The organism is Mesorhizobium erdmanii USDA 3471, assembly GCF_000472705.1.
In the GTDB taxonomy this organism is placed as follows: domain Bacteria; phylum Pseudomonadota; class Alphaproteobacteria; order Rhizobiales; family Rhizobiaceae; genus Mesorhizobium; species Mesorhizobium erdmanii.
In genome coordinates this window covers 105,732-131,416 of sequence record NZ_AXAE01000025.1, presented here as the reverse complement: position 1 = coordinate 131,416, position 25,685 = coordinate 105,732, and the positions used below count along the sequence as shown (strand labels likewise).

General features: G+C 58.9%; 20 protein-coding genes and 4 pseudogenes. 7 read left to right on the top strand and 17 right to left on the bottom strand.

The window, feature by feature from the left end; genetic code table 11:
* From A3AU_RS1000000139530 to A3AU_RS0121145, 5 genes and pseudogenes are all read left to right on the top strand, one after another.
* Positions 1 to 468, top strand: a pseudogene (locus A3AU_RS1000000139530) (hypothetical protein); the annotation flags it as partial.
* Positions 469 to 1,850: 1,382 nt separating this feature from the next.
* A complete protein-coding gene (locus A3AU_RS0121160) occupies positions 1,851 to 2,936 on the top strand; it encodes an ABC transporter ATP-binding protein (protein WP_245235541.1) in 1,086 nt (361 codons plus the stop codon).
* A 97-nt stretch (positions 2,937 to 3,033) separates the two neighbouring features.
* Positions 3,034 to 4,074: an ABC transporter substrate-binding protein gene (locus A3AU_RS0121155; RefSeq protein ID WP_027054644.1), complete on the top strand. Its 1,041-nt coding sequence runs from the start codon at positions 3,034 to 3,036 to the stop codon at positions 4,072 to 4,074.
* An 82-nt stretch (positions 4,075 to 4,156) separates the two neighbouring features.
* Positions 4,157 to 5,401: an ABC transporter permease gene (locus A3AU_RS0121150; RefSeq protein ID WP_027054643.1), complete on the top strand. Its 1,245-nt coding sequence runs from the start codon at positions 4,157 to 4,159 to the stop codon at positions 5,399 to 5,401.
* Positions 5,402 to 5,406: 5 nt separating this feature from the next.
* Positions 5,407 to 6,231 (top strand): ABC transporter permease, encoded by an 825-nt coding sequence (locus tag A3AU_RS0121145; RefSeq protein WP_027054642.1) that lies wholly within the window; start codon positions 5,407 to 5,409, stop codon positions 6,229 to 6,231.
* A 105-nt stretch (positions 6,232 to 6,336) separates the two neighbouring features.
* Here A3AU_RS0121145 and A3AU_RS1000000140985 read toward each other — a convergent pair.
* The 6 genes and pseudogenes from A3AU_RS1000000140985 to A3AU_RS0121120 form a co-directional block, all read right to left on the bottom strand.
* Positions 6,337 to 6,510, bottom strand: a pseudogene (locus tag A3AU_RS1000000140985) (glutamate dehydrogenase); the annotation flags it as partial.
* A 276-nt stretch (positions 6,511 to 6,786) separates the two neighbouring features.
* Entirely contained in the window at positions 6,787 to 8,175 is a 1,389-nt protein-coding gene (locus tag A3AU_RS0121140) for an aminotransferase-like domain-containing protein (RefSeq protein WP_027054641.1), read from the bottom strand.
* Between the two features lie 32 nt (positions 8,176 to 8,207).
* On the bottom strand, positions 8,208 to 9,644 hold the full coding sequence (locus A3AU_RS0121135; RefSeq protein ID WP_027054640.1) for an NAD-dependent succinate-semialdehyde dehydrogenase: 1,437 nt from the start codon (positions 9,642 to 9,644) through the stop codon (positions 8,208 to 8,210).
* 83 nt (positions 9,645 to 9,727) lie between these two features.
* Positions 9,728 to 10,627, bottom strand: coding sequence for a dihydrodipicolinate synthase family protein (locus tag A3AU_RS0121130; protein ID WP_027054639.1), 900 nt, complete (start codon positions 10,625 to 10,627; stop codon positions 9,728 to 9,730).
* Positions 10,628 to 11,608: 981 nt separating this feature from the next.
* The gene (locus A3AU_RS0121125) at positions 11,609 to 12,841 is read right to left on the bottom strand and encodes a serine hydrolase domain-containing protein (protein WP_027054638.1); all 1,233 of its coding nucleotides are present in this window, start codon (positions 12,839 to 12,841) and stop codon (positions 11,609 to 11,611) included.
* A gap of 126 nt (positions 12,842 to 12,967) precedes the next feature.
* Positions 12,968 to 14,203 (bottom strand): NAD(P)/FAD-dependent oxidoreductase, encoded by a 1,236-nt coding sequence (locus tag A3AU_RS0121120; protein WP_027054637.1) that lies wholly within the window; start codon positions 14,201 to 14,203, stop codon positions 12,968 to 12,970.
* A gap of 356 nt (positions 14,204 to 14,559) precedes the next feature.
* On the opposite strand from A3AU_RS0121120, the gene A3AU_RS0121115 reads away from it, so the two are divergent.
* Positions 14,560 to 17,205: a CehA/McbA family metallohydrolase gene (locus A3AU_RS0121115; protein WP_245235540.1), complete on the top strand. Its 2,646-nt coding sequence runs from the start codon at positions 14,560 to 14,562 to the stop codon at positions 17,203 to 17,205.
* Positions 17,206 to 17,318: 113 nt separating this feature from the next.
* Positions 17,319 to 17,417: pseudogene (locus A3AU_RS1000000140455) on the top strand (HupE/UreJ family protein); the annotation flags it as partial.
* A 141-nt stretch (positions 17,418 to 17,558) separates the two neighbouring features.
* Here the strand turns inward: A3AU_RS1000000140455 and A3AU_RS0121110 are convergent.
* The 11 genes and pseudogenes from A3AU_RS0121110 to A3AU_RS0121065 all read right to left on the bottom strand — a co-directional run bounded on the left by A3AU_RS0121110 (position 17,559) and on the right by A3AU_RS0121065 (position 25,508).
* Complete coding sequence (locus tag A3AU_RS0121110) at positions 17,559 to 17,792, bottom strand: hypothetical protein (protein WP_032917833.1); 234 nt, start codon at positions 17,790 to 17,792, stop codon at positions 17,559 to 17,561.
* A gap of 335 nt (positions 17,793 to 18,127) precedes the next feature.
* Positions 18,128 to 19,159 (bottom strand): IS110 family RNA-guided transposase, encoded by a 1,032-nt coding sequence (locus A3AU_RS0121105; protein WP_027054647.1) that lies wholly within the window; start codon positions 19,157 to 19,159, stop codon positions 18,128 to 18,130.
* Positions 19,053 to 19,328 (bottom strand): transposase domain-containing protein, encoded by a 276-nt coding sequence (locus A3AU_RS1000000140980; RefSeq protein WP_418001075.1) that lies wholly within the window; start codon positions 19,326 to 19,328, stop codon positions 19,053 to 19,055. The genes A3AU_RS0121105 and A3AU_RS1000000140980 overlap by 107 nt, the downstream gene beginning before the upstream one ends.
* A 99-nt stretch (positions 19,329 to 19,427) precedes the next feature.
* Positions 19,428 to 20,866, bottom strand: a pseudogene (tnpC, locus tag A3AU_RS1000000136925) (IS66 family transposase); the annotation flags it as partial.
* A gap of 66 nt (positions 20,867 to 20,932) precedes the next feature.
* On the bottom strand, positions 20,933 to 21,118 hold the full coding sequence (gene tnpB, locus A3AU_RS01000000135805) for an IS66 family insertion sequence element accessory protein TnpB (RefSeq protein WP_272481096.1): 186 nt from the start codon (positions 21,116 to 21,118) through the stop codon (positions 20,933 to 20,935).
* Between the two features lie 5 nt (positions 21,119 to 21,123).
* The gene (gene tnpC / locus A3AU_RS0121090; protein WP_027054634.1) at positions 21,124 to 22,710 is read right to left on the bottom strand and encodes an IS66 family transposase; all 1,587 of its coding nucleotides are present in this window, start codon (positions 22,708 to 22,710) and stop codon (positions 21,124 to 21,126) included.
* A 69-nt stretch (positions 22,711 to 22,779) separates the two neighbouring features.
* Positions 22,780 to 23,133, bottom strand: coding sequence for an IS66 family insertion sequence element accessory protein TnpB (gene tnpB / locus A3AU_RS0121085; RefSeq protein WP_027054633.1), 354 nt, complete (start codon positions 23,131 to 23,133; stop codon positions 22,780 to 22,782).
* Positions 23,130 to 23,420, bottom strand: coding sequence for a transposase (locus A3AU_RS1000000137310; protein WP_245235539.1), 291 nt, complete (start codon positions 23,418 to 23,420; stop codon positions 23,130 to 23,132). The genes tnpB (A3AU_RS0121085) and A3AU_RS1000000137310 overlap by 4 nt, the downstream gene beginning before the upstream one ends.
* A 221-nt stretch (positions 23,421 to 23,641) precedes the next feature.
* Positions 23,642 to 23,830, bottom strand: a complete 189-nt coding sequence (tnpB, locus tag A3AU_RS01000000135795) for an IS66 family insertion sequence element accessory protein TnpB (protein WP_032917824.1) — start codon at positions 23,828 to 23,830, stop codon at positions 23,642 to 23,644.
* Positions 23,827 to 24,180 carry an IS66-like element accessory protein TnpA gene (tnpA, locus tag A3AU_RS0121070; RefSeq protein ID WP_027054631.1) on the bottom strand — a complete coding sequence of 118 codons (354 nt, stop codon included), beginning with the start codon at positions 24,178 to 24,180 and terminating at the stop codon, positions 23,827 to 23,829. The genes tnpB (A3AU_RS01000000135795) and tnpA overlap by 4 nt, the downstream gene beginning before the upstream one ends.
* A gap of 110 nt (positions 24,181 to 24,290) precedes the next feature.
* On the bottom strand, positions 24,291 to 25,508 hold the full coding sequence (locus tag A3AU_RS0121065) for a M24 family metallopeptidase (RefSeq protein WP_027054630.1): 1,218 nt from the start codon (positions 25,506 to 25,508) through the stop codon (positions 24,291 to 24,293).
* Between the last annotated feature and the right edge of the window lie 177 nt (positions 25,509 to 25,685).

Here is a 25,685-nt window from a genome sequence, read left to right as displayed (position 1 = left end):
GAAGCGCTTCCCACCATCGACCGGGACATCAAAGCGGTGAAGTGGCGTCTGTGGCATGGGCGGGTTGATCGCGCGATCCGCGACCTGGGGCAATTCCTGGCGAGACTGAAGGCTTCGCAAGGAGACGGCGAGTTCTCGATCGCCCGTCTTCACAGCCTCGGCTCCCAGCTCCTGACCTATGTCAGATCGAACCGCGGCGCGATCGTCAACTATGGCAAACGCTACCGCGCCGTCCTCCGGGTCGCAACGACCCTGGCTGAGTCAGCGGTGAATTCACTCGTCGGCAAGCGGATGGTCAAGAAACAGCAGATGCGCTGGTCGCTCCACGGCGCTCACATGCTCATGCAGGTCCGGACGGCAGACCTGAACGGTGAGCATCGCGATCGATTGCGGGCACCGTTCCGACTGCCAGAGCCGAACGTGCCACCACTATTCAAGCCCACACCGCTTCTTCTGCGCGCCGCCTGACCCCAGACAAATTACCGGTCTCACGACGTGATCAGCCAGGTCGATCGACTGAGTTCCAGGGAAACAAAAATTGCGCCAAGATCGACACGGATCGCGGTCGGCAATTCGGATTGGAAGGATATGTTCTCCATGGCCGTCTCCTGTTGAGCGAGTGCTTCTATGCAGCCTCACTCTGACAGAGCGCCGACCGCGGTTCACTCCTCATGGGATCTAAAGCCGGGGAGCCTTGCTGGATCGCACCCGATCGGGCTCTGCAACCCCGACCAGCTGACGCCCGATCGGGTGCTCTCGTCGCGGCCAGCAGAACCGTCATGCGACATTTCTACTTTGCTGGCCGAGCGACATTCCAACGTGGTTGCAACATCGCCAGTGTAAATGAATCGTTTTTACCATTGCAACGTATGTATGGCACTTTATCTTGGTCTTTCGAATTGTAACCGACAGAAATACGATCAGTTCACAGAAGTAAAGCCTACTCTAAGCCTCAGGCCGGCGATGTTAACTCGCCATCTCGTCGTCTGATCAAAATTTGGCGGGCGACTATGGACTCTTCTTAACCGCCGGCACATCCCCAGTCAGACCATATCGGCCTTCGCTCGCCCGCCTCCCCTCCCGGTGCCCTCACTTGTGCGGGCATGCAGTAGACTCCCTCGGATTCCATCAGTACCGCGCCACCCTTCAACTCGCTCAATGCGCGGACCCACGCTTGCGAATAACTGCTGCCGGCATCCAAGGCCGTCAGCCAAAGAACGCGATGTCGGCCAGTGTTCAACTTTAACTTCCTGCTGCAAAGGGCTCCCCTGAACGGTCTGTTGATAGTGGCGTTTGATCCTGACATTGCTGGCCGGCCACGCCTCTGGAGAACGGGCTGCGCATCGTGGGCATCGCGGAGTTCGATGCACCCATGCGCCGCGCGATCCCAAGCAGAGCGACAAGCTGGTGGCGTGCGCCCGCGCAATGTGCCAGACCTGCGACTAAGCGAGATGAGCCACTGGATGGGCGTAATTATAAGACCGTCGACACCGGACAGTCTTCCGTCGATCACGCCACCATCCTGTTCGCCACGGGCCATGTCACATGGGAATCAGCGGCGCCGCCATCACAACGGGGATCGTCTGCGATCTCGTCGCCGGCCGCACGCCCCGGCGCTCGCGCGCTGCTTATAGGGTGCGTTAGGGCTAGGCTTTAGGTGTAAATTCTGTCTTGCGCCGCGCACGAGAATGATATAGTTCATTCAATAAAATGACATAATCCAATGGGAACGGAAGACACTTCAAATGGATCTACGGCCAGGTCTCAAGAAGCCGCAAGGTGGTGATTGTCCACTGGTTGGCGGTGTCCCAGTGGCCACGCATGCACCTGGATCATTGAAGCAGACCTGCGTGAACGATGCATTTGTGAAGTTTTCCGGGATTCAGAAGACATACGACGGCGAAACGCTCGTCGTTAAAAATCTCAATCTGGACATCGCCCAGGGTGAGTTTTTGACCATGCTGGGACCCTCCGGATCCGGCAAGACAACGACCCTCATGATGCTCGCCGGCTTCGAAGTACCTACCCAGGGCTCTATTCTTCTGGGGGGGCGGTCGATTGGCGGCATGCCGCCGCACAAGCGCGACATTGGCATGGTGTTCCAAAACTATGCGCTGTTTCCGCATATGACCGTGGAGGAGAACCTTGCTTTCCCGCTGAAGGTCCGCAAGCTCGGCAAGCCCGAGATAGAAGTTAGGGTCAAGCGTGCGCTCGACATGGTCCGGCTTGGCGTCCAGAGCAAGCGTCGGCCTGGTCAACTTTCTGGTGGGCAACAGCAACGTGTGGCGCTCGCTCGCGCACTCGTTTTCGAACCCAATCTCGTGCTCATGGACGAGCCGCTCGGCGCACTAGATAAACAGCTGCGCGAGGAAATGCAGCTTGAGATCAAGCACATCCACGATAATCTGGGCATCACCGTCGTCTATGTGACCCATGACCAGGGCGAAGCACTGACCATGTCGGACCGCATTGCGGTGTTCAACGACGGCGTCATCCAGCAACTCGCCACGCCTGCCGAACTTTACGAACGGCCACAGAACCCCTTCGTTGCCCAGTTCATAGGTGAAAACAACCGGCTGAACGGCAAGGTCATCGCCCTGAACGGTACCACATGCACAGTGGAGATTCCGGGCGCCGGCAACGTGCAAGCGCTGGCGGTCAACGTTGAAATGGTTGGTCGGCCGACTGTGCTGTCGTTGCGGCCGGAGCGGGTGAAACTAAACCCAACCCCCGGCTCGCTGCCCAATGTTTTCAGCGCGCGGGTCGCGGAGGTGATCTACCTGGGTGATCATGTTCGTGTCCGAATGTCAGTCGGTGGCCGGGATGACTTCGTGGTCAAGCTTTCGAATTCGGAGGGCGTGGCTCACGTCGAACCAGGTGCGGCAATGACGGTCGGGTGGAGAGCTGAGGATTGTCGGGCGCTGGCCGCTTCATGACGATCGACCTACCGATGGCTGGGCCAGGTGTTTCACAGCGTCGCGCCCATAACGGGACGGCACAACAGGGAGGAATAATACAATGAGGACATGCTCGATGATTGCCCGCGCCGTAGGCGTGACGGGCTTGGCGGTGAGCGCAGTTTTGCCAATGAAGCCTGCCTTCGCGGGCGATCAGCTGACTGTCGTTTCCTGGGGCGGCGCCTTCCAGGCAAATCAGCATAAGGCCTACTTCGAACCCTTCTCGGCGGCAACGGGGATTAAGGTTACCGAAACCGAGTGGAGTGGCGAGACGGCCAAGATTCGCGCCATGGTAGAGACCAAGACCGTGAGCTGGGACGTCGTCGATGGCGGGTACGGCATAGGTGAAATGTGCGCCGCGGGCATCATTGAGACGATCGACTGGAAGAAGCTCGGCCTCGATCCCGCCAAGTTCAAGGGCAGGCATGAGTGTGGGGTTCCGACGTCAGCCGCAGCCAACGTCATCGCCTACGACAAAGATAAGCTAGCAAACGGCCCCAAGACCATCGCCGACCTATTCGACCTGAAGAAATTCCCCGGCAAGCGAGGCCTTAACCGGAGCCCGCAAGTCAATCTCGAATGGGCGCTGATCGCAGACGGGGTAGCTATGAAGGACGTCTACAAGGTGCTCGGCACCCCGGAGGGCGTCGATCGCGCGTTCAAAAAGCTCGACACGATCAAGAAAGACGTCGTTTGGTGGACGACGGGCGCCCAGCCACCACAACTATTGGCCGACGGCCAGGTCGTAATGACCTCGGCCTGGAACGGACGCGTCTATGACGCCATCAAGAACTCCGGCAAGCATTTCGAGATCATGTGGGACGCGGAGCTTCTGAGCTGGGACTACTGGATGATTCCAAAGGGCACTCCGCGGCTGGACGACGCCTACAAGTTCATCGCCTTCGCCAGTTCGCCACAGGCGCAAGCTAAAATGGCACATCTCATCCCCTACGCTCCTGGCAATGAGGATGCGACTGCACTTGTCGATCCAGAGACCCTGTCGAACCTTCCGTCTGCACCCAATCATGTGACAAACGCTATGGACATCGATGTCGCCTTCTGGGGCGACAACTTTGACCAGCTCGATCAGCGCTTCACGGCTTGGGTATCGAAGTAGATTAAGGTCGGCGGCGAGGTTTTGATTGCCTCGCCGCCTCTACGGGCGATCTGAGAGGTTGAGAGAAGAGTCGATGGCGACAATGGCCACAACTGCTGTCCAAACCAGTAGCGTCGGCGTCCCTTTGCGGATCACGTTGCAGAGGGTTGAGCGCCGGCGAAAGCTGAGAGCTTTCGGATTGGTCCTGCCGCTCCTCCTGTTCATCGTTATCGCCTTTGTCATGCCGATTGGCCGGATGATGTTCGACGCGGTCCATGATGATACGCTGCTTGTGCTGATGCCAAAGACGACGGCAGCGTTGAGCGTTTGGGATGGCAAGGACTTACCCGACGAGTCCGCTTACGCCGCGCTCGCCGGAGACCTCAAAGAAGCATGGTCGCAGAAGACCGCGGGCAGGATCGGCGAGCGGATGAACTACGAGCTGTCTGGCGTGGCCAGTGAAGTGAAGTCGAGCGCTCGAAAGGCGAGCATGCTTTCCGCCGGCCCCTACAAGGCTGCAATGATTGACATCAGCTCAATCTGGGGCCAGCGCGAGGTCTGGAGTCTCCTGAAGCGCGGGAGGTCGGCCTACACGGCCTTTTATCTGCTGCGTTCGGCCGATTTCCAATACGGTCCAGAGAGCCAGATCGTCGCCTCGCCCCCTGAGAACGCAATCTTCCGCGACATCTTTCTGCGCACGCTCGGCATCAGCATCGGCGTGACCGCAGCGACTCTTCTTCTAGGCTTTCCGCTCGCCTATCTGCTTGCGACATTGCCCGCCCGGACCAGCAACTTGCTGATGATGGCTATCTTGACGTCGTTCTTTACCTCGGTTCTGGTGCGAACAACCGCCTGGGTCGTGCTTTTGCAGGATCACGGCCTAATAAACGAGACATTGATGGCGTTGCATATATTATCGCAACCTGCGGAACTTATCTTCAACCGCTTCGGCACGGTCTTGGCAATGACCCATATCCAACTGCCGTTCACGCTGTTGCCTATCTATAGCGTGATGAAGTCGATCTCACCCAGCCACGTCCGTGCCGCCCGGTCGCTTGGCGCTGGCCCATTCTACGCCTTTTGGAAGGTCTACTTCCCGCAGACTCTGCCAGGGATCGCGGCCGGATGCCTGCTGACCTTCATTCTGTGCCTAGGCTACTATATTACACCCGCGCTCGTGGGGGGGCCGGGGGACATGATGGTCAGCAACTTCGTCGCCACTTACACCAACGAGCAGCTCAATTGGGGCATGGCATCAGCCCTTGGCGCCATCCTGCTCACCGCGACGCTGCTGCTTTACTTTGTCTTCAACAAGCTGGTCGGGCTCGACCAGATCAGGATGGGATAATACCCATGTCCGCTTCCGCCTATGCCTCTCCGATTGAGAAAGGCTGGTACTATCTGCATCGGCTGATCTGCGGAGCCGTGCTGTTGTTTCTGATCACACCGATCCTCGTGGTCATCCCGCTCTCGTTCAATTCCGTTCCTTTCTTCACGTTCCCGATGCCTGGTCTGTCGCTCCGGTGGTATGAGGAGATCTTCATGACCGAGCGCTGGCAGGGGGGGCTGCGTAACTCCATCTTCGTCGGCGTAGCGGTCACTCTGCTGGCCACGGTTCTCGGCACTATTGCGGCGCTCGGGCTTAGCCGGCCCAATTTTCCTTGGCGCACGGCCGTAATGAGCGTGCTGATCTCGCCCATCATCGTCCCGATCGTAATCACAGCCGTGGGCACCTATTTCTTCTATGCTGATATAGGGCTGCTGAACACCTATACCGGGCTGATACTGGCGCACACCACGCTAGCCACACCCGTTGTTGTCATTACCGTGACCGCAACGCTGGCGGGTTACGATCACTCCCTGACCCGCGCAGCCGCGAGCCTCGGCGCATCACCAATCACTGCCTTCTTCAAGGTCACCCTGCCGCTCATACTTCCAGGCATGATTTCCGGTTCGCTCTTCGCGTTCCTCACCTCCTTCGACGAGGTGGTGGTCGCCCTGTTCCTCGCAGGCCCCGAACAGACCACGTTGCCGAAAGTCATGTTTTCCGGAATCCGCGAGCAGATCAGTCCCAGCATTGCTGCCGCCGCCACCGTACTGATCCTGTTCGCCGTGACTGTGCTGGTCACTGCGGAGCTGCTTCGACGGCGTTCGGAGCGCCTGCGCGGCATCCGCTGACGCGGTCAATTTGAGATGCAGCGTATCACCCGCCGGTTTATGCAGGAATTGAACAAGCGCTGACCGGCCCCGTCGCCAACGCCTACACCACGTCTGCGTCGGCCTGGACGCGTAGCGGATGCCGCCCCTTGACCGACTAGCAGTGCTCACTATGGGCCGACCGTCAGCCGATGACGCTGTACATTCCGCCACGCAGCCGAAAACGAAGCGCACCGAATAGGTCGAGTTGCATTGGATGATCCGCTCTGCCAGCCCTTCCAGGTGGTCAAGAAAGGACATGGCATGGCGGAAGTTATGGTCGACGCTTTCGAGGAAGCCTGCCGCCCTGATGACGCTAAAGGGCTCCTTCGTTGCGTGCCGTTCGGCGGCTCAAAAGGGGGCACTGAAGCCAGGAGAATTAGAATTAGACTTCATCACTTTCCCTTTTCAAAAGGGTTAAAAGCCACGTGCGCCGTCTGCTCGTTTGCAAGCAGCCGTGGAGATTGTTGCGTCTGTCTAAGTCGCAGACGACCTGTTGAGGTCACGGCCGAGAATGAAAGTTGTACTAAGTGTCAATTACGCGACCGAGGCAACGTTCACTGGATGACGCCCCAAAATGTCGCGCAGAACCCGAAGAACGCCGTGTAGTTCGGTGGGATTCTTCGGAGCGCCAAGACATATTCGAACCGCACCAGGCTCAGCCCCACTCACCGCCGAAGCGATCGGGGGGGTTACAAGAATCCCACGAGCCCGCGCAGCGGACACAAATTGATCTGAGGACCACTCGCGGGGCAGAGGCAACCAGCCGTAAAACGCTGGGCTCGGAATCCTCGCGACGTTAGGAAACACTTCCAGCAGAAGGCGGTACCGTTCCAGGGCATCACGTCGGCGCTCCAGCAGAAGTTCATCCAGCTTCCCGCTATTAATCAGACGCACGACGGCTTCGCCCAGCATCGGGGCGACAAACCACGCCGAGGCATGCAGAAGAAGCTCGATTTGAGCCATATAGGATGCGGGGACAGTCAAAGTTCCCAGCCGGAAACCAGGAGCGATGCATTTCGAATATGAAGTAATGTAGAAGGTGCGTTCCGGTGCCAATGATGCAAGCGGAAGCGGACGTTCAGGGAAGAAAAAGCCATAGACGTCATCCTCAATCAAAGCCAGATCTAACTCATCTGCCAACTCGGCGATCTGACGTCGCCGGGCAGCCGTCATTGTACGGGCAGTGGGACTGTGCAACGTCGGCATGCAGTAGAGCACTCTTGCCTTATTCTTTTGGCAGGCCTCTTTCAGGGCGCTCGGAACCATACCCTCTTCGTCCATCTCCACTGGAACTAAAGTCAGGTTGCTGGCCGCCGCAACTGCTTTGAAGCCCGAGTAGGTTAGGTCGTCGACCAGAACGCTATCGCCGGGCTTGGCGACCAAGCGCAGCGCCATATCGATGGCATGCTGGGCTCCATTACACAAAAACAACCGCGATGGTTCGATATTGAAGGAGTCGTCGGATAGTGAGGCGGCGATAATCTCGCGGTGCCTCCATGTACCCGCGTGCGGGTGGTAGCGGAGCAAGGGAGCAAGATCATCCTCGCGGATCACGTCGCCTAGTAGCGCCGATAGGATCTTTGTTTCCTTACCCTCCGCGGGCATATTCAATGCTAAATTCACCGGCTCGTGTCTTGCCACAGTTTCCGTTCGGATAGCTGCCCGCTTGCGCACAAATGTGCCCTGTCCGACGTGACCGCTCACGACACCGCGCTGCTCGGCCTCCTGGTAAGCCTTGCTGACCGTACCAACGGAAAGACCAAGTTCTCGTGCCAGATCACGATGAGCTGGCAAACGGTCGCCTTCCGACAGCAAACCGTCCGCGATGTCCTCCTCTAAAGCATTAACTAGTGCAAGATAGCGCGGACCTTCAGCGGTGAGCAGCCGCGGCCGCCAGCCCGATAACGTTTCGTCCAAGGTCATGTCCCACGCCTCTTTTCCTGTTTTCTCATCCCCTACAATACATGAAGATGACCGACGTATTTTCTGACGGTGTAAGATTCCAAACCTTCGATACCGCCCTCTCGACCCCAGCCACTATCGCCAATGCCGCCGAACGGAGTCTCCGGGATCGTTACCACCATCTGGTTAATGCCGATTACACCTACCTCCATAGCCTCCGAGATACGATTAGCAGTCGCTGCGGAGCGGGTGAAGGCGTAACCAGCCAAACCATAAGGCAATGCATTCGCTCGCGCGAGCCCCTGTTCTATATCATCCACAGATTGAACCAACGCAAGTGGCCCAAACGGCTCCTCTGTCATTGCCCTCGCCTGATCGGGAATGTCCGCCAGGATCGTCGGCATGTACATCAGGCCTGAAGCGTTGATGCGCTCGCCCCCCGTGACTAGCCGCGCTTGATGGGACAAGGCGTCCGCGATGAGATCGTCCATGGCTGCGATACGGCGGGTGTTGGCCATTGGTCCCACGGTTGTGCCCGATTGCAAGCCGTCGCCCACGACTTGTTTCTTTACGAACGCCCGCGCATGTTCCAGATACTCCTCGTAAATTGGACGCTCTACAAAAAAACGAGTCGGCGACGTGCAGACCTGACCGGTGTTTCGAAGTTTGATAGCCATCGAAAGCTCTGCTGCACGCTGGACATCAGCATCCTTTGCGACAATCACGGGTGCATGACCGCCAAGCTCCATAGTAGCAAGGGTCAAGGTCTCTCCGGCAATCCGAGCAAGGTGGCGCCCAACCGGTGTGGATCCGGTAAACGAGATTTTGCGGATGATCGGCGACCGAATGAGATACTCAGATACCTCACTGGGCACCCCGAACACAACGTTAAGCACGCCTTTTGGCAGGCCGGCATCGGTAAGAGCACGTGCTATCTCGAGTGTGGTGCCCGGCGTTTCCTCGGCCGGCTTGATAATGCAGGTGCACCCAGCAGCGAGAGCAGGCGCGATCTTGCGTGCTGGAGTTACGGCCGGGAAGTTCCAAGGGGTGAAGCAGGCTACTGGACCAACAGGCTCCTGCGTCACAGTTTGACGCATATCGGCTAGCCGCGCAGGAATGATACGGCCATAACTGCGTCGACCCTCTTCTGCGAACCAATCAAAGAATTCCGCCGCAGCTGTAATCTCGCCCTTGGCCTCAGCCAAAGTTTTCCCTTCCTCCAACGTTAACACAGTCGCAATATGGTCGAGACGCTCGCGCATCAGGTCAGCGGCGCGGCGCAAAATCCGCGCCCGCTCGAAGGGCGAAGTACGCTTCCAGCTCTCAAAGGCGCGGCTTGCAGCCGCGAGAGCTCGATCAAGCTCCGGCTTGCCTGCGTGCGGCAGATTACCGAGCGACTGTTCCGTGGCCGGATTGAGGACGGTTTCGCCTCCGGCCTTGGTTTCCTCTATCCATTCTCCGTCGATGAGGAGTGCAAGTTTCGTATACATATCTATTCCTTAGGTAAGAAGGAGACGCCCTAGTAAGCCAGAGCGTTCTTGATCGGCTTTTGGTGCCGCGTACAGAAACCTCTTTAAGGCTTAGCCCAGCGCGCAAGACCCGCATCAGAGATGATCTTTGCAATGTTTGCTTTCTGTTCATCTGCCAAAGGCAGGAGCGGAAGTCGTGGGCCGCCAGCACCTCGGCCAAGCTGACCCATGGTCTCTTTGATGGCCGCGTAATACGCGCCGGACTGGAAGCAACGATAGAACGCAAAGACATCGCGCCCGAGCTCATCTACCACCTTCTCTCCGGTGAGAGCTTTATCCCAGTAGTCCCGGATGAGGGGGCCGGCGATTTGGTGCGCCATTGCGACCACACCGTGAGCGCCAACGGCACGAGCCGGAACAATCATGGTCTCATATCCAACGAAAACTCGAAGTCTACTACCCACGCGTTGCACGAGCTCGCTGACTTGGGTGATTACACCCGAGCTATCCTTGATAGCCACCACGGTGGGCAGATCGGAAAGCTGCTCAACGAGAGCCGGCGTGATGTCGATTCCAGCCCGGCGCGGGCTATTGTAGAGCATCAGTGGAAGCGAGGTGTTCCGAGAAATGTACTCGAAGAAGGCGACGATCTCGCGCGGGCTCGGCATGGCATAGATTGGCGGCAGTATCATGCCGCCAGCGCAACCCGCTGCGACAGCCGACTGGCATGCTTCCAGCACATCTTCGACGCGCAGATCTCCTACGCCCGCCAGAACAGGCACACGGCCAGCCACATGATCGACCGTGACTTTGTAAAGATGGGCACGCTCTGTTTTGGTGAGAGCATAGAATTCGCCTGTGCTTCCAGCCGCCACCACGCCCTGCGCTCCGTTGGCGATTGCATCGTCAACAAGCTCTTTATAGCGAGTTTCATTGATCGAGCCGTCTGCTCCGAAGGGAGTTACGAGAACGGGAAAGATACCGCTCCAGTTTACATTCGTCATAGTCCACGATCCTTTGTTAGAAGATACTCTTTGAAGGTGCAAATGCCGGCAGTCCGATTGGGTTAGGCGGGCAAGTTCCGCAAAGCGCTCGTCGAAAGCGACAAGCCTGGGAATACGTCCAAGATCGCGGCACGGATTGGGATTCAATCCGCCCGGAGATCGATACGATTAACTTGAAAACCCGCAACGCGACTGCTCCACGGTGGTTCACTCGTTCAGTTCGTGCGTGAATCCGAGGTGTAGCCCCGCCCTTCGGCCGCAGCGCCGCTTGTTACGCGCTGGAAGGCGGACGAGGGGTGTTCAGCCGTGGTTGGCGCCGACGCCGGCCCACTCAATGCGGCGACGCAAAATGCAGTCACGACCATTGCGCTGACAAAACGATCGATTGGAACCTCCTCCGGCAAATTGGAATATATCATTTATGTATTGCACTATATCATTTGGGTTGGCAGGCGCAACATTAATCTTATGCCGTCATTTTGACTCCCAGCTATCTCAACTCATGGATGCACCGGGGATGTTTGTGATCTAGGCGTTCATCAGCTGTTCGCCTTGTCTAGGAGCGGTCGCCGGGTGCATTGGTCGACGAGATGCCGTGAGCCGCCACCAAAGCGGTGGGGAAAATGCAATTGGTAATCCGGGGAAAGAAGCGCAGCACAAGGTGGGCATATCGCCGCTCAGCAATGTAGGTGGGAAGAGCCCAGGCCGTAGGTCTTACCATCTGTTTTCGGCTGCGGCTGCAGTGGATCAGAGCGAGATACTCCCACGGCATCACGTGAAGAAGGAGCGTAACGGCGACGACCTGGTGGCGCCCATCTGGACATCACAGAGGTGCACTATCTCCTCCGGCCCTACGATCTCCTAGGTCGTCACCGTGATATGACATTCATGATTTCGTTTTCTGTGGGGCCCCGCTTTAGCGGACACAGGAAGGCAAAACTCAGGCTCATCAAGAGTTAACTCAGCGATATACGCCACTGCTCACTTTGCCCGCAGCATTCTTCCTAGTGTCAGCAACTGCGGAGACGTGATCATGTCGCCGGCGCCTTCGGCGACCGGGTGGGAGGCAAAAATTGCCACGACCATCTCCGCCTCAGGTGCCACATAGAGGCGCTGGCCGTGAATGCCACGTGCCTCGAACGCCCCCAACTCGTTGTCCGACACCCACCATTGACTGCGATATGTATAGCCAGCCTCAACGTTTGCTCGCTTCCCACCTCTTTGCACGTCATGCACGATAGATGCGGGAATGAGCTGCTTTCCATTCCATCGTCCTTCGCACCGCATCAGTTCGCCAAAACGCGCAAAGTCTCGAAGTGTAGCGCTCAGGCCACTTTCAGCCAGTGGCATGCCACCCGGATCGATCTCTAGACAACCGTCCTCTTCGCAGCCTAGCGGCGCCCACAGGCGTTCGTGCAACAATTGAGCGAGAGAACGACCGGTAACGCGCATCATGACCCAAGCCAGCACTTGGGTGTTCAGGCTCTGATAAGCGAACTCTCCGTGCACTCCGTGCTTGCGCACGGTCCTCAGGTAATCGCATGAGGTCCGGGGGCCGTCGTAGCCAACCGGTCGCGGTAGTCGCCCAAATGCCCATCTGTACTGCCAGATGTCAGAGTGCTCGTCGTAGCCCTCCCTGAATGTAATGCTAGTCCGCATGTCCAGCACCTGACGGAGAGTGGCAGCTTCCCATGCCGTGGTTCGCAACTCCGGCAGATAGTGCGAGATGGTCTGAGAGTCGTCCAGCACGCCTTCGTGAATGAGCGCCGCCGCGAGCGTGCCGGTGTACGACTTCGTGCACGACTGGCACTCATGCGGCAGGTGGGGCTCTAGTGCACCGAAGTAGCGCTCGTAAACAATTTTTCCGCGATGTAATACCACGATGCCGTCAACGTAACTGTCGATCAGCGCCTCACCGAAGCGTCTAACGACACCGTTCAGGTCTGCGAAAGATAGTGCGTCAATTTCATCGACCCTCTCGCTGCGGTCGAATTGGACGGGTGTGCCCTGTCCGCGCCACACGTTAACTGTAGGCATCAGCTCACGCATATGCGAGAACGACCAGCGGATTTGTGGAAAGTCACGGAATGTCCCACCGTCAAACGTGATCCGCTTGTCGCTTGGCGCAGGCGCCCCACGCATCCAACCGAGCTCTCGGGGATCGGATGCGCGACCGTCGAGATAGTGATGCCCGTTGATTTCGAGGGTCCCCATCACAATTTCTCCTCTTTCGCGTATGCGGTAAGTGTAACCAGTCCAAGCGGCATAAGCGCTCCGCGTTTTTCGCCTTATGATCGCGGATTGATCAGCCCGTAGCACCCAGGTCTCGGTTTCTTCACTCTATCTGAGGCGATAAGGTGTGCACGAGAGTCGAGGCGCACGCGCCGCGACAAGATCGGAGATGAGTGCTGCTGTCATCGGCGCGCCGCTGATGCCCATGTGTCCGTGCCCAGTGGCAAAGAACACGGAGGTATAGCGAGGATGGCGATCGATGATGGGCAGACTGTCAGGTGTTGATGGTCGCACGCCCATCCACTCGCTCACTTGACCGACCGCGAGATCCGGCAGCATCGCTTGAGCGGATACCTGCAACTTCCTACTCTGCCCCTTGGTCGGCGCAGCATCAGGTGCCTCGAACTCCGCAATGCCGACGATACGGAGACCTTCACTTAGGGGCGTCGCCACGATTGCTGAAGCGGCGTCCGTAACCGGCCGGCTTATAGCGCTCTCAACCCCCGGCATAGTGATGTGATAGCCGCGCTCGCTGGCTAAAGACAAAGTGACCCCGAGCGAACGCCCCAGATCTCGGCTTGCGATCCCAGCGGCAATGACAACAGAATCAAAGCCGTGAACGCCCGAATGCGTCCGGAGTTTCACTCGGTCCGCCTCTGGGTCGATGCCCACGACAGCCGCAGCCTGTATCGTTGCTCCAAGCGAAGCCGCCCTGACCATTAATCCCTGCACAAGGCCTGGTGGGGAGGTAACATGGCCGCTATCTGGAAAGAAGATGCCGCGTCGATACGAGCGAGACAATTGAGGCTCCAGTTCTAGGACCTCGTCGAATGAGATTCTTTGAAATCGAACCCCCTTCTCATTTCGCATCGAGTCAACAATGTGATCCAAAGGCCCTAAAGAATCGCCTCTATAAACATGCATTGCGCCATTCGGTCGGAAATGCCGGTTCCAATCAACTTCGCCGAGCATGTCTTTATAGAGGCTGGAGCATTGAGCATTCAGGGCGTGAAGCGCATCGTAAGCAGGCCTCCAATTCTCGAAGCGTCCGGTGCTAAGGAACCGAAGCAACCACGGGAAGGTGCGAGGAAGTTCTCGCGGCGCCAGACGTACCGGACTGTTCTTGTCGGTGAGCCACCGCATGGCTTGCCGCAGAACGCCTGGATACGCCATTGGCAACGACGAGCCTGCATTATACTGTGCCCCGTTACCCCAAGAGCACCCGTAGCCAACACGGTCTTTTTCGAACACCGTAACCTGATGCCCCTCCCGGGCTAGCGTTAGCGCACAACTTGCGCCGACGACACCTCCACCAATGACAGCCACGGTGCGACGGTCAAACATTTGGGCCCCTCTCCTCGCGGGTCGTTAACCTCGTCGCGAACGTTTTATGACCGAGCTGAACACTCACTGTTAACACATTGACATGGCTCAATGCAGCTCGCATCATACATTGACCTATTGCATCAATCAGTTCAAGAGGTGCATATGCTTTTCAAGCGGCTGGGGCCCGCCGCAGAACCAAATTAGGGACAATACCCAATGCCGGCACCAATCGCATATCAGCCCCGCCGAACTCAGAACGCTTGATTGATGTCAGCAACCTGCGCGCCAGCTTATGCGTGAATAGACGCCGAGCCAGTTTTTCTCCAAAACTAATGGCCGCCTCGATTTCGCTACCAGCCAAATGGGCACCACGCATGATAACCCCCTCATCGCCACATTTTTCACCGCTCGATCTATCCGGCTATTTCAATGCTGAGCGGGACGGGCTTATGGGTGGATTTTCGAGGCACCTTAAAGATGACGGCTGGAGTGAGAGGCTGTCTGGCCTCCAGTCCCTTAGAGGCATTCCGTTCTTGTTTGGCTCGCCTGGTTCCGACGACGTAGTCATTCTTCGGCCGGGCGAACGTTCGATTGAGATACAGACGGAAGCCATCCAGCTGACCTACCTCCTGTTCGTGCAAGCTGCACCTGACCTGCCGGACGAGGTTCCTCCTGGATTCGGGAAGGTAGCACCAGTGGACAATCCGTCTGCTGAGTCCATCGCCGGGAACACGCTTGGCAATATGGTCTCCACCTACTCCCTCCTGTTCGAAGACGGAACTCAGATCGAAGTTCCCGTGTACCGGCGGTTTGCAATTCAGCAGCGTCACGTTTGCTGGGGAGCGAGTCCTTTCGCCGCAATGCCCTCGCAGGGTCCGCACACCTATTTAACTTACGGCGAAAACCTCGCGCTTGGCCGACGCCCTGGCGTGGAGTACGGCATCGCAGAAGGGCGAAATCAGTCCGGACGGCATTACCTGAAGGAGAACCTGTGGCTCTACGCCATGCCAAATCCACACCACGACAAGCGTGTGAAAGGCGTTCGGCTGCAGGCTGTTTCGGAGGAGTCCCTCGTCTACGCGATAAGCAAGACCAACGTGAGAGAACATCCGCTTCGCCTGCAGCAAAGGCAGAAAGCGCGACTCCGGTTACCGGAGGGCGTGGCACTTAACGTGCTCGGAGAACTGGACGCCGACGATGCCGGGGATCAGATCGGTATCGACCTTGGAACGGTGATATCGGCACGGCGGGTGCTTCATTATTCAGCGACCGACTGGATCAGCGCTCTCCACGACGTTCAGCCGACGCCTTCGGCGGATGAGGTGATTGTCGAATACACCGGACATCCTGACGCTCGCATCTTCCTAAGGACTGCTGGCGGAAAACTGATATCGGAGGACCTTTCCGCCTTCGCAGGTGCGCCCGAAAAGCGACGAAGTCGGCTGGAATTCTTGCCGGTGGCCAGCGCCAACAGGGCAGTAAAATTCCTCATTGTCGAGAAAGGCACGAGGACGCGCGTGCCGGCCAGGCTTCACGTCCACGGTCCCAACGGCGAGTATCTTCCTCCGAGAGGCCACCACCGAAAGGTCAATACCGGCTTTTTTGAAGACAATTATGCCGAATTCGCCAACGGCCACAATCAGTATGCCTACGTCGACGGCGCATGCATAGTCGATCTCCCGGTAGGGCAAGTGTCCGTGGATATCTCGAAAGGCTTCGAGATAAGGCCCCTGCGGCGCATCGTCGAGATAAGTGACGAAACGGATGAGATAGTGTTCGAACTTGAGAAAGTGCTGCACTGGCGTGAACGTGGGTGGATAAGCTCGGACACGCACGTCCATTTCCTGAGCCCGACCACTGCTCTCCTCGAAGGCCAGGCGGAAGGCGTGAACGTGGTCAATCTTCTCGCCTCGCAGTGGGGCGAGATGTTCAGCAACGTCGGTGACTTCGACGGTTGTACCACTCTAGGCGCGAAAGATTTCGGAGGCAGCGGCGAGTTTCTCGTCAGGGTCGGGACCGAAAACCGACAGCAGGTTCTAGGCCACATCTCCCTCCTAGGTTACGAGGGCCCGATGATCGATCCCCTCTGTACCGGCGGCGCTGATGAGTCGGCGATCGGAGACGACCTGGTATCGACGATGGCAGATTGGGCGGAGCGTTGCAGGCAGCAGGGGGGACTCGTCGTAATGCCGCACGCTCCGAATCCTCAGGCTGAACGTGCAGCGGACATCGTACTGGGGCTGGTCGACGCGTTGGAGATAATGACGATGAACCCACGACGGTGGCAGATAAGCGCGTTTGCACTTGCAGACTGGTACCGGTTCCTGAACATCGGACATCAACTCCCACTCGTCGCCGGCTCCGACAAGATGGACGCTGCAGCTCTTCTCGGCGGTATCAGAACCTATGCAAAGCTGGATGGACGCGACTTCACATATAAGAGCTGGATGGATTGCATTCGCCTTGGCAACACGTTCGTCACTGTTGGGCCTCTTGTAGATTTTCAGGTGGAAGGCCGCAGCCCTGGCAACCGGATCCACCTCCCTTCCGGAGGGGGCAAGGTCATGCTCCGGTGGGAGGTCGAGTCGGTGAGCGTCCAACCAACGGTCGTGGAGGTCATCCGGAACGGCTTGGTTGTCGATCAGTACACGTACGACCGTCTGTCCTTGTTAGGGCATTGCGCGGTCAACGTTACCGAATCCTGCTGGCTTGCTCTCCGTGTCCGCGGCAGCGTAGACGGCAGAGAAGAAGACATTGCGGCACATACCAGCGCCGTCTGCATCGACGTAGCAGGACGCCCGGTTTTCGCTGCGACCGATGCCATCGCCGTCCTGTCCCAGATTGAAGGCTCGATCGCGTATCTTGACACTCTCGCTCCTAACAGCAGCGAGGCGAAGCAGGCAAGGATGCGAGCGGCCTTGGAGCTAGCTCATCATCGTCTGCACCATCAGCTACATGACCATGGCGTCGGACATGATCATACTCCTGTTCATTCGGTTCACTTGAAACAAGAGCATTGAGGCCTGTTCCTCATCAGGAAGCATGACCGCCATGACAATTTTCTAAGCGGCAGATGCGGGTGAAGCAACTGCCGCAAGTTCGCTTAGTCCTTTGCAGAGCCTCAGATAGTTGCTTCAGCCATCCGTCGTCCGGCCTCGACCATGTCCTTGCAATGGTGCAGGTCGGCGTCTTTGCATTTCAGCTAGGCGGTCTCGCAATCTGGCTCGTCCCCCACAGGCTTACTCGCCGCTTGGCTGTCCTGCGCGCGCGTATCCCAGCCGCAAAAGCGGCTGTTTGGTATGTACGCATCCGGTGAAGATCGCAGACGTGCGTATCCGGCGGCCATGAGCACCTGAGCACAGCGGTGCTGGGGTCAAGCTTTCGATGGGGAGACGCGATGATATTCTTCGAGGAGGAGTTTGACCTCCTCGATGCCTTCATCGGTGAAGGCCAAGATCCCGTCGTCATCGTTGGTGCCGTACACCCAGATGACGCCGTCCTCCGGCTCGAGACCGAGGGTCAGTTCGTGGATGAGCGCTTCGCTGACGCCGAGGTCGCTGGCGACACGTTCGACGGTGTAGACGTGATGCACCTTATTGCGCTGCATGATCAGGCCGCCGCTGGTTGGGTCCGCAGTTTTGCGGATCTCCAATTCCATATGTGGACGGCTCCCACTTGCAAGTGTTTTTTGCGGATATTTTTGATCGGATCGCTTGCATCCATATGTGCGGCCTTTGTGTGTGGTCGCACATGACCACTGGCCAAGATGGTTTCCGCAACGCGTGTTCCTAACACGGCAACGACCTCGAAAGGCCACTGGAATTGGCGGAGTGTCACGCGTCTTGGATCGATCGATCGCACCATCTGCTTTTCTCTTGCAAGTTCACAGCATCAGCTCAACACGGTAGCATTTTTATCGTGCTCGCCGTGGTGGCCAATTTCCTAAATTGCCTGTGTTTGTTCTTCCGGTCGCCGGTACGTTTCGCCGCTCACCATAAGCTTCCAGGCAATTCGGGCGATCTTATTCGCGAGCGCCACCGCCACCAGCTTCGGTTTCTTCCGTTGCAGGAGTTCGATCAGCCATCGGGAAGCATGTCTGCTTCGACCGGTTCTGACATGCTGAAGAAGGGCAGTTGCGCCAACCACCAATACGCTCCTCAGCATTTCGTCGCCAGCACGTGTGATCACCCCCAGTCTGACCTTGCCTGCGGTCGAATGGTCTTTGGGCGTGAGTCCTATCCAGGCGGCAAAATCGCGACCCGACTTGAACGTTCGGGGATCTGGGGTCTTCATCATCAAAAGCGATGCGCCGACCGGCCCGACGCCCGGAATTTCGGCCAGGCGCCTGCTGCATTGATCGGAGCGATGCAACGCGGTTAATTTCTCCTCGACGACTTTCGTTTCGGCAAGCAAATCTCGATACTCAACGCCATGCATGGCAAAGAGCTCGCGGGCCAATTCAGGCAGGGCTTGATCAGCCGCAATGCGCTCCAATAGCGGTTCGATCCGGCACATGCCGGTGGCCGCGACGATGCCGAACTCCATGGCGAAACCGCGAATAGCATTGGCAAGCTGTGTCCGATTGCGGATGAGTCTCTCTCGCACACCGACCAGCATTAACGCAGCCTGCTGTTCCGCGCTCTTTACCGGCACGAAGCGCATGGTGGGTCGGCTCATCGCCTCACACAAGGCTTCCGCATCCGCCGCGTCGTTCTTGCCGCGCTTGACATAAGGCTTGGCCAATTGCGGCGCGATCAATTTTACGTCGTGGCCGAAGGAACCTAACAACCTCGCCCAATGATGAGAGCCACCGCAAGCTTCGAGTGCGGTGGTCGGTGGTGCTTTCTCGAAGAATTTCACCATCTCCCTACGCGAAAGCTTCTTGCGCAGGATTGGTTGCTCGGCTGCGTTCACGCCATGCAATTGGAAAACGCTCTTTGACGTATCGACACCAATTCGGATAATCTCTTCCACGGACGGTCTCCCTCGATTGAGCTTTCAACGAACTCATTCTGGCACATCGCGATGCCGTTGGGAGCCGTCCACCCCAACACGGCAGCAAATCATCGATCCGAGGGGCCGGATAGGCGGGCAGTCGCGCGAGGACGTCGGCGAGCCAGACCTGAGGGTCGATATCGTTCATCTTGGCGCTGACGATCAGGCTGTAGAGAACGGCAGCGCGCTGTCCGCCGCGATCGGAACCGCAGAACAGCCAGGACTTTCTGCCGAGAGCGATGCCGCGCAGGGCTCGCTCAGCTGCATTGTTGGATAGGCAGATCCGCCCATCGTCGAGGAACCGGGTGAAGGATGACCAGCGGCGCAGCATATAGTTGAACGCCTTGGTCAGGTCGTGCCCGCGCGAGAGCTTTCGCGCGTCTCGATCATCCAGCGCTCGAGCTCGGTGACCAGCGGCGCGCTCCGCTCTTGGCGCACGGCGTGGCGTTGGGCCGGCAACAGGCCGTTGATCGCGCGCTCGATATCGAACAGGGCATCGATGCCCTTCACGGCTTCAACCGCCAGCGGATAGACCAGGTTGGGCTTCTCGCCGTGCGCCTTCTTGCGCGCCACCGCTTCGACATCGGCCAGCTCAAACACTTTGCGCCGGCTGTGGGCCCAGCAGCTGGCCTCCAGAACAGGCGCCGGCTGACGACCCGCCGCATAGAGATCGCCATAACCGCCACAGGCATCGGCCTGCAGAATGCCGCTCCAGCCGGCGAGATGCGCCGCGGGATGTTCCCCTCGACGATCGCGGGAATAATAGAACACCGCCGCCGGCGGATCGGCGCCGCCGAACGGTCGGTCATCGCGCACATACGTCCATAATCGGCCGGTATCGGTCTTGCCCTTGGCCAGGACCGGCACCGTCGTGTCGTCGCCGTGCAGACGTGAAGCGGCCAGCACATGGGCTTCGAGCCGCTTGAACAGCGGCATTAGCGCCGCGGCGCCGGCGCCGACCTGGTCGGCGAGCGTCGACAGGCTGAGCGGCACACCTTCGCGGGCATAGCGTTCGGCCTGGCGGTTGAGCGGCTGATGCTGTCCGAACTTCTCGAACAGGATCATCGCCAGCAGGCCGGGACCGGCCCAGCCGCGCGGGGTGGCGTGGAACGGCGCCGGAGCCTGGCTGATCGCCTCGCAGTCGCGGCAGGTGAACTTCTCCCGCACATGTTGGATCACCTTCCATTGCCGCGGCACCACCTCCAGCGTCTCGGTGATGTCCTCACCCAGCTTGCGCAGCCGATGACCGCCGCAGCAGTGGCAAGCGGTCGGCGCCGGCTCGACCATGCGTTCGCGCGGCAGATGCTCGGGAAATGGCTGGCGCGCCGGTCGTTTGCGCACAAAAGGCGCCACCTCGGTGGTCCGGGCCGCGGCCTGTTCGGCGGCGATCTCGTCTTCCATCGCCGTGCTCTCGAGCTCCTCGAAGGTGAGCTCCATTTGGTCGTGCAGGCGGGCTGAGCGTTCAGAACTCTGACCATGCAGCGCCCGCTGCAGCTTCCGGATCGTCAGATGCTGATGCGCGATCAGCGCCGCATCATCCGATGCCTTGGCCCCGGCGACTGCCAGTTCGGCCTCGACCAGCGTAGCGCGCGCCGCCTCGTCTTCGGCTCTGGCCAGCGCCGCGGTCAGCGCTGCTCTCAGCGCGCCGATATCGTCCGGAACGGCATCCTGGGCGGTGGCAACCATGCCCTGGAGTGAATCATAAAATGCGTCCGCTGACTCGCGGAAAATGCCGCAAACTCAAAGAAAAACTCAGCCCGCGCGCTGGGGGCGGAACGTGTGACGCGGGTTGCGCCAATCGATGCCGTCGAGCAGGTAGGCGAGCTGCGCCGGTGATATGGAAACCGTACCGTCCGCCGGCGACGGCCATAGAAACCGGCCCTTCTCGAGCCGTTTTGCATACAGCGACATGCCGAGCCCATCGTAAGCGCCTTGCAGATCGCCTATGGATTTGGGCTTGACGTTTTCCTGAATCGCCAGGGCATGAGTTCCTCGATCTGGCTCTGCGGATGGCCGTTGATGATGGCGTCAAGAGTTTCGGCGAGGTAGGCAACGGGATTGACGTCGTTGAGCCTGCAGGTGGCCACGACGGATGAGAGCAGTGCCCAGTTTTCGGCCCCGACCTCATGGCCAGCAAACAGGGCATTTTTTCTGGTCAAGCATAGTGGTCGGATGGCGTTTTCGACTGGGTTGGTGTCGAGCTCGAGCCGGCCGTCGCCGAGGAAGCGCGTGAGCCCTTCCCAATGGGCAAGACCATAGCGGATGTCTTCGGCCAGCTTTGAGCCCGAGGAGATCATCGACAGTTGCTTTTCGAACCATGGTTTCAGGGCGGCGATGATCGGAGTGGAGTACTGCTGTCGCGCGGCGAGCCGAGCTTGTGGCGCCATGCCGCGCACCGTCGCCTCGACGGCGTAGAGCGTAGCGATCTGGCGCACGGCGGCTTCGGCGATCGGGGACTTGGTGTTGCGCGCCAGCTTCACAAAACGTCGGCGCAGGTGGCTCCAGCAATGGACGAGCTTCCATGGTCCCTGCGACCGCTCCAGACGCGTCAGCCGGTCATAGCCCTCATAGGCGTCAACCTGCAGGAATTGTCCGCCAAAGCCCTGAAGGAAGCGTTCGGCATGCTCGCCGCCGCGCCCCGGCGCATAGTGGAACAGCACGATGGGCGGGCCTTGGCCACCATGGCCGCGGTCATCGGAAGCGATTGCCCAGAAGAAGCCCTTCTTGACCTTGCCGCGTCCGGGATCGAGCACCGGCGCCGTGGTCTCGTCCATGAACAGGCGCTCGGCCGCAGCCAGATGCCCGCGCATGTGGTCGGCTATGGGCTTGAGATGGAAGCAGGCCCGGCCTGCCCAGTTGCACAGTGTCGCCCGATCCAGCTGGATGCCCTGGCGGGCGTAGATCTCGGCCTGCCGGTAGAACGGCAAATGATCACCGAACTTGGCGACGATGACCTGGGCGATCAGCGCCTCGGTCGGCAGGCCGCCAGGCACGATATGCTCGGGCGCATGCGCCTGCACGACGGCGCCCGAGCAGCGCCGGCAAGCGTATTTCGGGCGGCGCGTGACCAGCACGCGCAGTTGCGCCGGGATTGCGTCGAGCCGCTCGCTGACATCCTCGCCGATCCTGGCCATCTCGCCGCAGCCGCAGGGGCACAGCGTGCTCTTGGGCTCGATGATCCGCTCCACTCGCGGCAGATGGGCAGGCAAGTGGCCACGATTGCGCTGGCGCGAACCGGACGAGCCGTCCGAACGCCCCTGGATGACCCGCTGCGCCTTTTCCTGCGCGGCATCGAGCACGCCCTGCGCGATCTCCACGTCTTCGAGTGGCAGGTGGTATTGATCGGGATGCAGCTTCTCGGACTTGGCGCCGAACTTCTCGTGATTGAGCTGGCTGACGACGCTCTCCAGCCGGCGGCGCGCCTCCTCGGATGCAGCTAAGGCAGCCTGGTGCTCGGCCAGGGTCGCTTGCGTCTGGGCCAGGAGCGCCTTCAAACGCTCGTTCTCTTCCTGGAGAACCGTCAGATTCATGCACTAAATCAAGCACATGAGTGCCGATAATGCCATTGGAGACAAGGCACCTGAGTCACTGTGCCACACTCATCCGGCAAGCTGCGGACGCCGTGCCCGCTCGGGGCGAACCAGTCTCCAGTCCAGCCCTTCGAACAAGGCCGCGAACATCGCCGGCGACATGCGCATCACGCCGTCGCGAACCTGCGGCCAGACGAACTTCGAGCCCTCGAGCCGCTTGTGAACGAGCACAAGGCCGGTGCGATCCCACACCAAAATCTTGATCCTGTCAGCCCTTTTGGCCCGGAAGACGAAGGCTGCCCCACAGTATGGGTCGAGGCCTAGCATCTCCTGCACAGCCAATGCCAATCCATCCATGCCGCGCCGGAAGTCAACTGGCCGGGTCGCCACGTAGATCTTCAGATCGTTGCCCGGTGCAATCATCGCGAGGCCCGAACCGCTCGGATCACCTGCGACAGCTGCTCGAGGTCAACCGCCGTTCGGATCACCATGTCGTCGATCACGATTTCCACCTTCGCCGGCGTCGATTTCGATGGCCTCATCCTCCGCTGAGGCGCCGATGAGTCGTCCACCATCAACTGCGCGAACATCGGCGCCATGCTTTCCGGCAGTGCCAGTTGTCCCTGACGAAGGCGACGCCGCCAATCGTAGACCTGCCAGCGGGTCGCGCCATGCTTGCGCGCGACCGCCGCCACCTGCACCCCTGGCATCAGGCTCTCGGCCGCAATCCGGGCTCTCTCGGCCTCCGAGCGAACCCGCCGTCCCGTTGGACCGTCCAGAACCTCGAGCTGGCCTGCGTAACCAGCTGTTGGGACGTCCAAATGGACGTCCATTTTGCCGTCTGCTCCCACGTAGGCCCTCCGTCTCTCGCGATCGGGGGGATTCTTCGCACATTCACCTCATGTGCCGCACGAGGGGAGCGGCGTGGCGCTTACAGCCCATCATGCCAGATGATCTTGATCAGATTGCCGCTGCGGCCGCGGAAGACATAAAGATCGCCGGCATGGGGATCCCGGCCCAGCGTCTCCTGAACCTGCAGAGCGAGGCCTTGCATCCCGCGACGCATATCGGTCCGGCCGACCGCCAACCAGATCCGCACCTGGCTCGGGACCGGGATCATGAAACACCCAGCGCCTTCACCGTCGCCGCCACCAGTGTCGGCGGTGTGGTCAGTGGAATCCGCAACCGCACCTTGCCGGCGATCTCCAGCTCGATCACCGCTGGGGATGCCGCCGGCCGCGAAACGGCGACAGTCTCATCGGGAACCACGACAACTTCGGCAAAGCCTGTCTCGCGGGCTCTCAGCGTGCGGCGCCACTTATAGATCAGGCTGGTCGCGACATCGTACTGACGCGCCACCGCCGTCACTGTGGCCCCGGGCGCGAATGCCGCGGCCAGTATCCGGCACTGATCCGCTTCACTCCAACGGCGCCGCCGCTCCGGCCCGGTCAATAACGTCACATGGCTCATGCTGTGCTGCTAACTTCGCTCGTAAGGACGACCTTAAGAGCGCAGCCTCGCTACCGTGCCATCTTCTCGCAAGGCGGCCTTCGCCGGAGGCGTACTTTGGTATTCGCCTTTCAGACGGTGAACAGGTCGACAGGCCCAGCCCCGGAGAGTGCTTCGATGCCCGTCTCGGAGACCAAGTAAGTGCCACCCAACATCACACCCAACCCGTCGCGTGGGACTGATAGCCAAGCATGGACATAAAAGGTCATGCCAGACACTAATGTGCCGGTAGAAAATCTATCGAGCTGGAGGGAACTCAACCAAATAGGAGGATAGGCAATACCAATGCCGACACCAAAACGCATCTGCGCAGCGTCGCCCAAACCAGCGCGATCGATCGGTTTACGCGAACCGTTGTCGATGTCAGCGACATGAGCTCCAGGACGGCATTCCTCCAGGCCTGCCACTAGCGATTCCCGCGCTACATCATACAGTTTGCGCGCGCCCTCGCCCGGCTCGCCCGTAGCCAAAGTTGTCATCGCCACACTATGATATCGGCGGGCCACGCCGGCAAACTCAAGGTGAACAAGTTCATTTTTGCCAATAATCTTCGGCATAGGGGCTGCGTGGCCGCTTGCTGAGCGCGACCCACTCCCACATTCGATCGGAAGCGCTGGATAGTCACTGCCAGCTTCCCGAGCTGCCTGTTCCACAGCTGCGCAAAGCGCGATCTCACTAATACCAGGCTGCAGTCTTTTACGGGCTGCTTCTACGCCCAGATTTGCATAGCGCGCGGCTTCCCTCATGAAGTTAATTTCAGCTGGTGACTTTATGAGCTGAAGCTTGTTCAACAAGTGACTTACATCACCAAATTGTAATTTCAGTGCAGTTTCCAGTGCCCGCATATAGCTCCCGGTGACCGCCGGTGACTGCATGTCCAATCCTAGGCGACCCTTCGCTATCCCCTGTTCGTTGGCAATTTCGCTAACGACTTTAGCCACATCGTCTACGAAAAGTTGATACGTCCGGACGTCCGCCAACCAGGAAGTCTCCTTTACCAGTGGGAGGTCCAGGTTGCGGACCAACAATGTCGGACCCCGACTTTCGTCGACGCTTAGTATGAGAGCTTGCGGACAAATGTTGGCGCAGATAGAATCGTAACCAGTGAGGTAGAAGATGTTCTCGGGGGCGACAATAATACTCCCGCCATAACCCGCTGCGGCTAGCTCTTCACGAGCTCGTTTGAGCCTGGATCTATGTTCGGCTTCGGAAAACGCTTGAAACGGTGAATTGAGCATTAATATCTCCTTTAGGTTGTTCAAATGCCGATCTGTCGTCGCCGTGATCACACTTGGGCGCCGGTGAGCGATTTTTCGTTTTTGCCTGGCAGGCGTCGAGCGTCATCGAATGCAATGACACCAGTGCAAAGCATTGCAGCGTGATTCGAGTTCTACAAATCGAGTCCCACACGCATCATGGTAAGCTCTCAATCGTAAACGGCTTTGGCCTATACACCTGTTGGAATC

Bases quoted from the DNA above. Each gene is read 5' to 3' on its own strand.
- A3AU_RS0121135 (WP_027054640.1), bottom strand. From the start codon at position 9,644: ATGTATACGAAACTTGCACTCCTCATCGACGGAGAATGGATAGAGGAA.
- A3AU_RS0121155 (WP_027054644.1), top strand. From the start codon at position 3,034: ATGATTGCCCGCGCCGTAGGCGTGACGGGCTTGGCGGTGAGCGCAGTT.
- tnpA (WP_027054631.1), bottom strand. From the start codon at position 24,180: ATGAGCCATGTGACGTTATTGACCGGGCCGGAGCGGCGGCGCCGTTGG.
- tnpC (WP_027054634.1), bottom strand. From the start codon at position 22,710: ATGAATCTGACGGTTCTCCAGGAAGAGAACGAGCGTTTGAAGGCGCTC.
- A3AU_RS1000000140980 (WP_418001075.1), bottom strand. From the start codon at position 19,328: ATGAACGATATCGACCCTCAGGTCTGGCTCGCCGACGTCCTCGCGCGA.
- A3AU_RS1000000137310 (WP_245235539.1), bottom strand. From the start codon at position 23,420: ATGCCAGGGGTGCAGGTGGCGGCGGTCGCGCGCAAGCATGGCGCGACC.
- A3AU_RS0121150 (WP_027054643.1), top strand. From the start codon at position 4,157: ATGGCCACAACTGCTGTCCAAACCAGTAGCGTCGGCGTCCCTTTGCGG.
- A3AU_RS0121115 (WP_245235540.1), top strand. From the start codon at position 14,560: ATGATAACCCCCTCATCGCCACATTTTTCACCGCTCGATCTATCCGGC.
- A3AU_RS0121140 (WP_027054641.1), bottom strand. From the start codon at position 8,175: ATGACCTTGGACGAAACGTTATCGGGCTGGCGGCCGCGGCTGCTCACC.
- tnpB (WP_032917824.1), bottom strand. From the start codon at position 23,830: ATGATCCCGGTCCCGAGCCAGGTGCGGATCTGGTTGGCGGTCGGCCGG.
- tnpB (WP_027054633.1), bottom strand. From the start codon at position 23,133: ATGATTGCACCGGGCAACGATCTGAAGATCTACGTGGCGACCCGGCCA.
- A3AU_RS0121120 (WP_027054637.1), bottom strand. From the start codon at position 14,203: ATGTTTGACCGTCGCACCGTGGCTGTCATTGGTGGAGGTGTCGTCGGC.
- A3AU_RS0121145 (WP_027054642.1), top strand. From the start codon at position 5,407: ATGTCCGCTTCCGCCTATGCCTCTCCGATTGAGAAAGGCTGGTACTAT.
- A3AU_RS0121125 (WP_027054638.1), bottom strand. From the start codon at position 12,841: ATGGGGACCCTCGAAATCAACGGGCATCACTATCTCGACGGTCGCGCA.
- A3AU_RS0121130 (WP_027054639.1), bottom strand. From the start codon at position 10,627: ATGACGAATGTAAACTGGAGCGGTATCTTTCCCGTTCTCGTAACTCCC.
- A3AU_RS0121110 (WP_032917833.1), bottom strand. From the start codon at position 17,792: ATGCAGCGCAATAAGGTGCATCACGTCTACACCGTCGAACGTGTCGCC.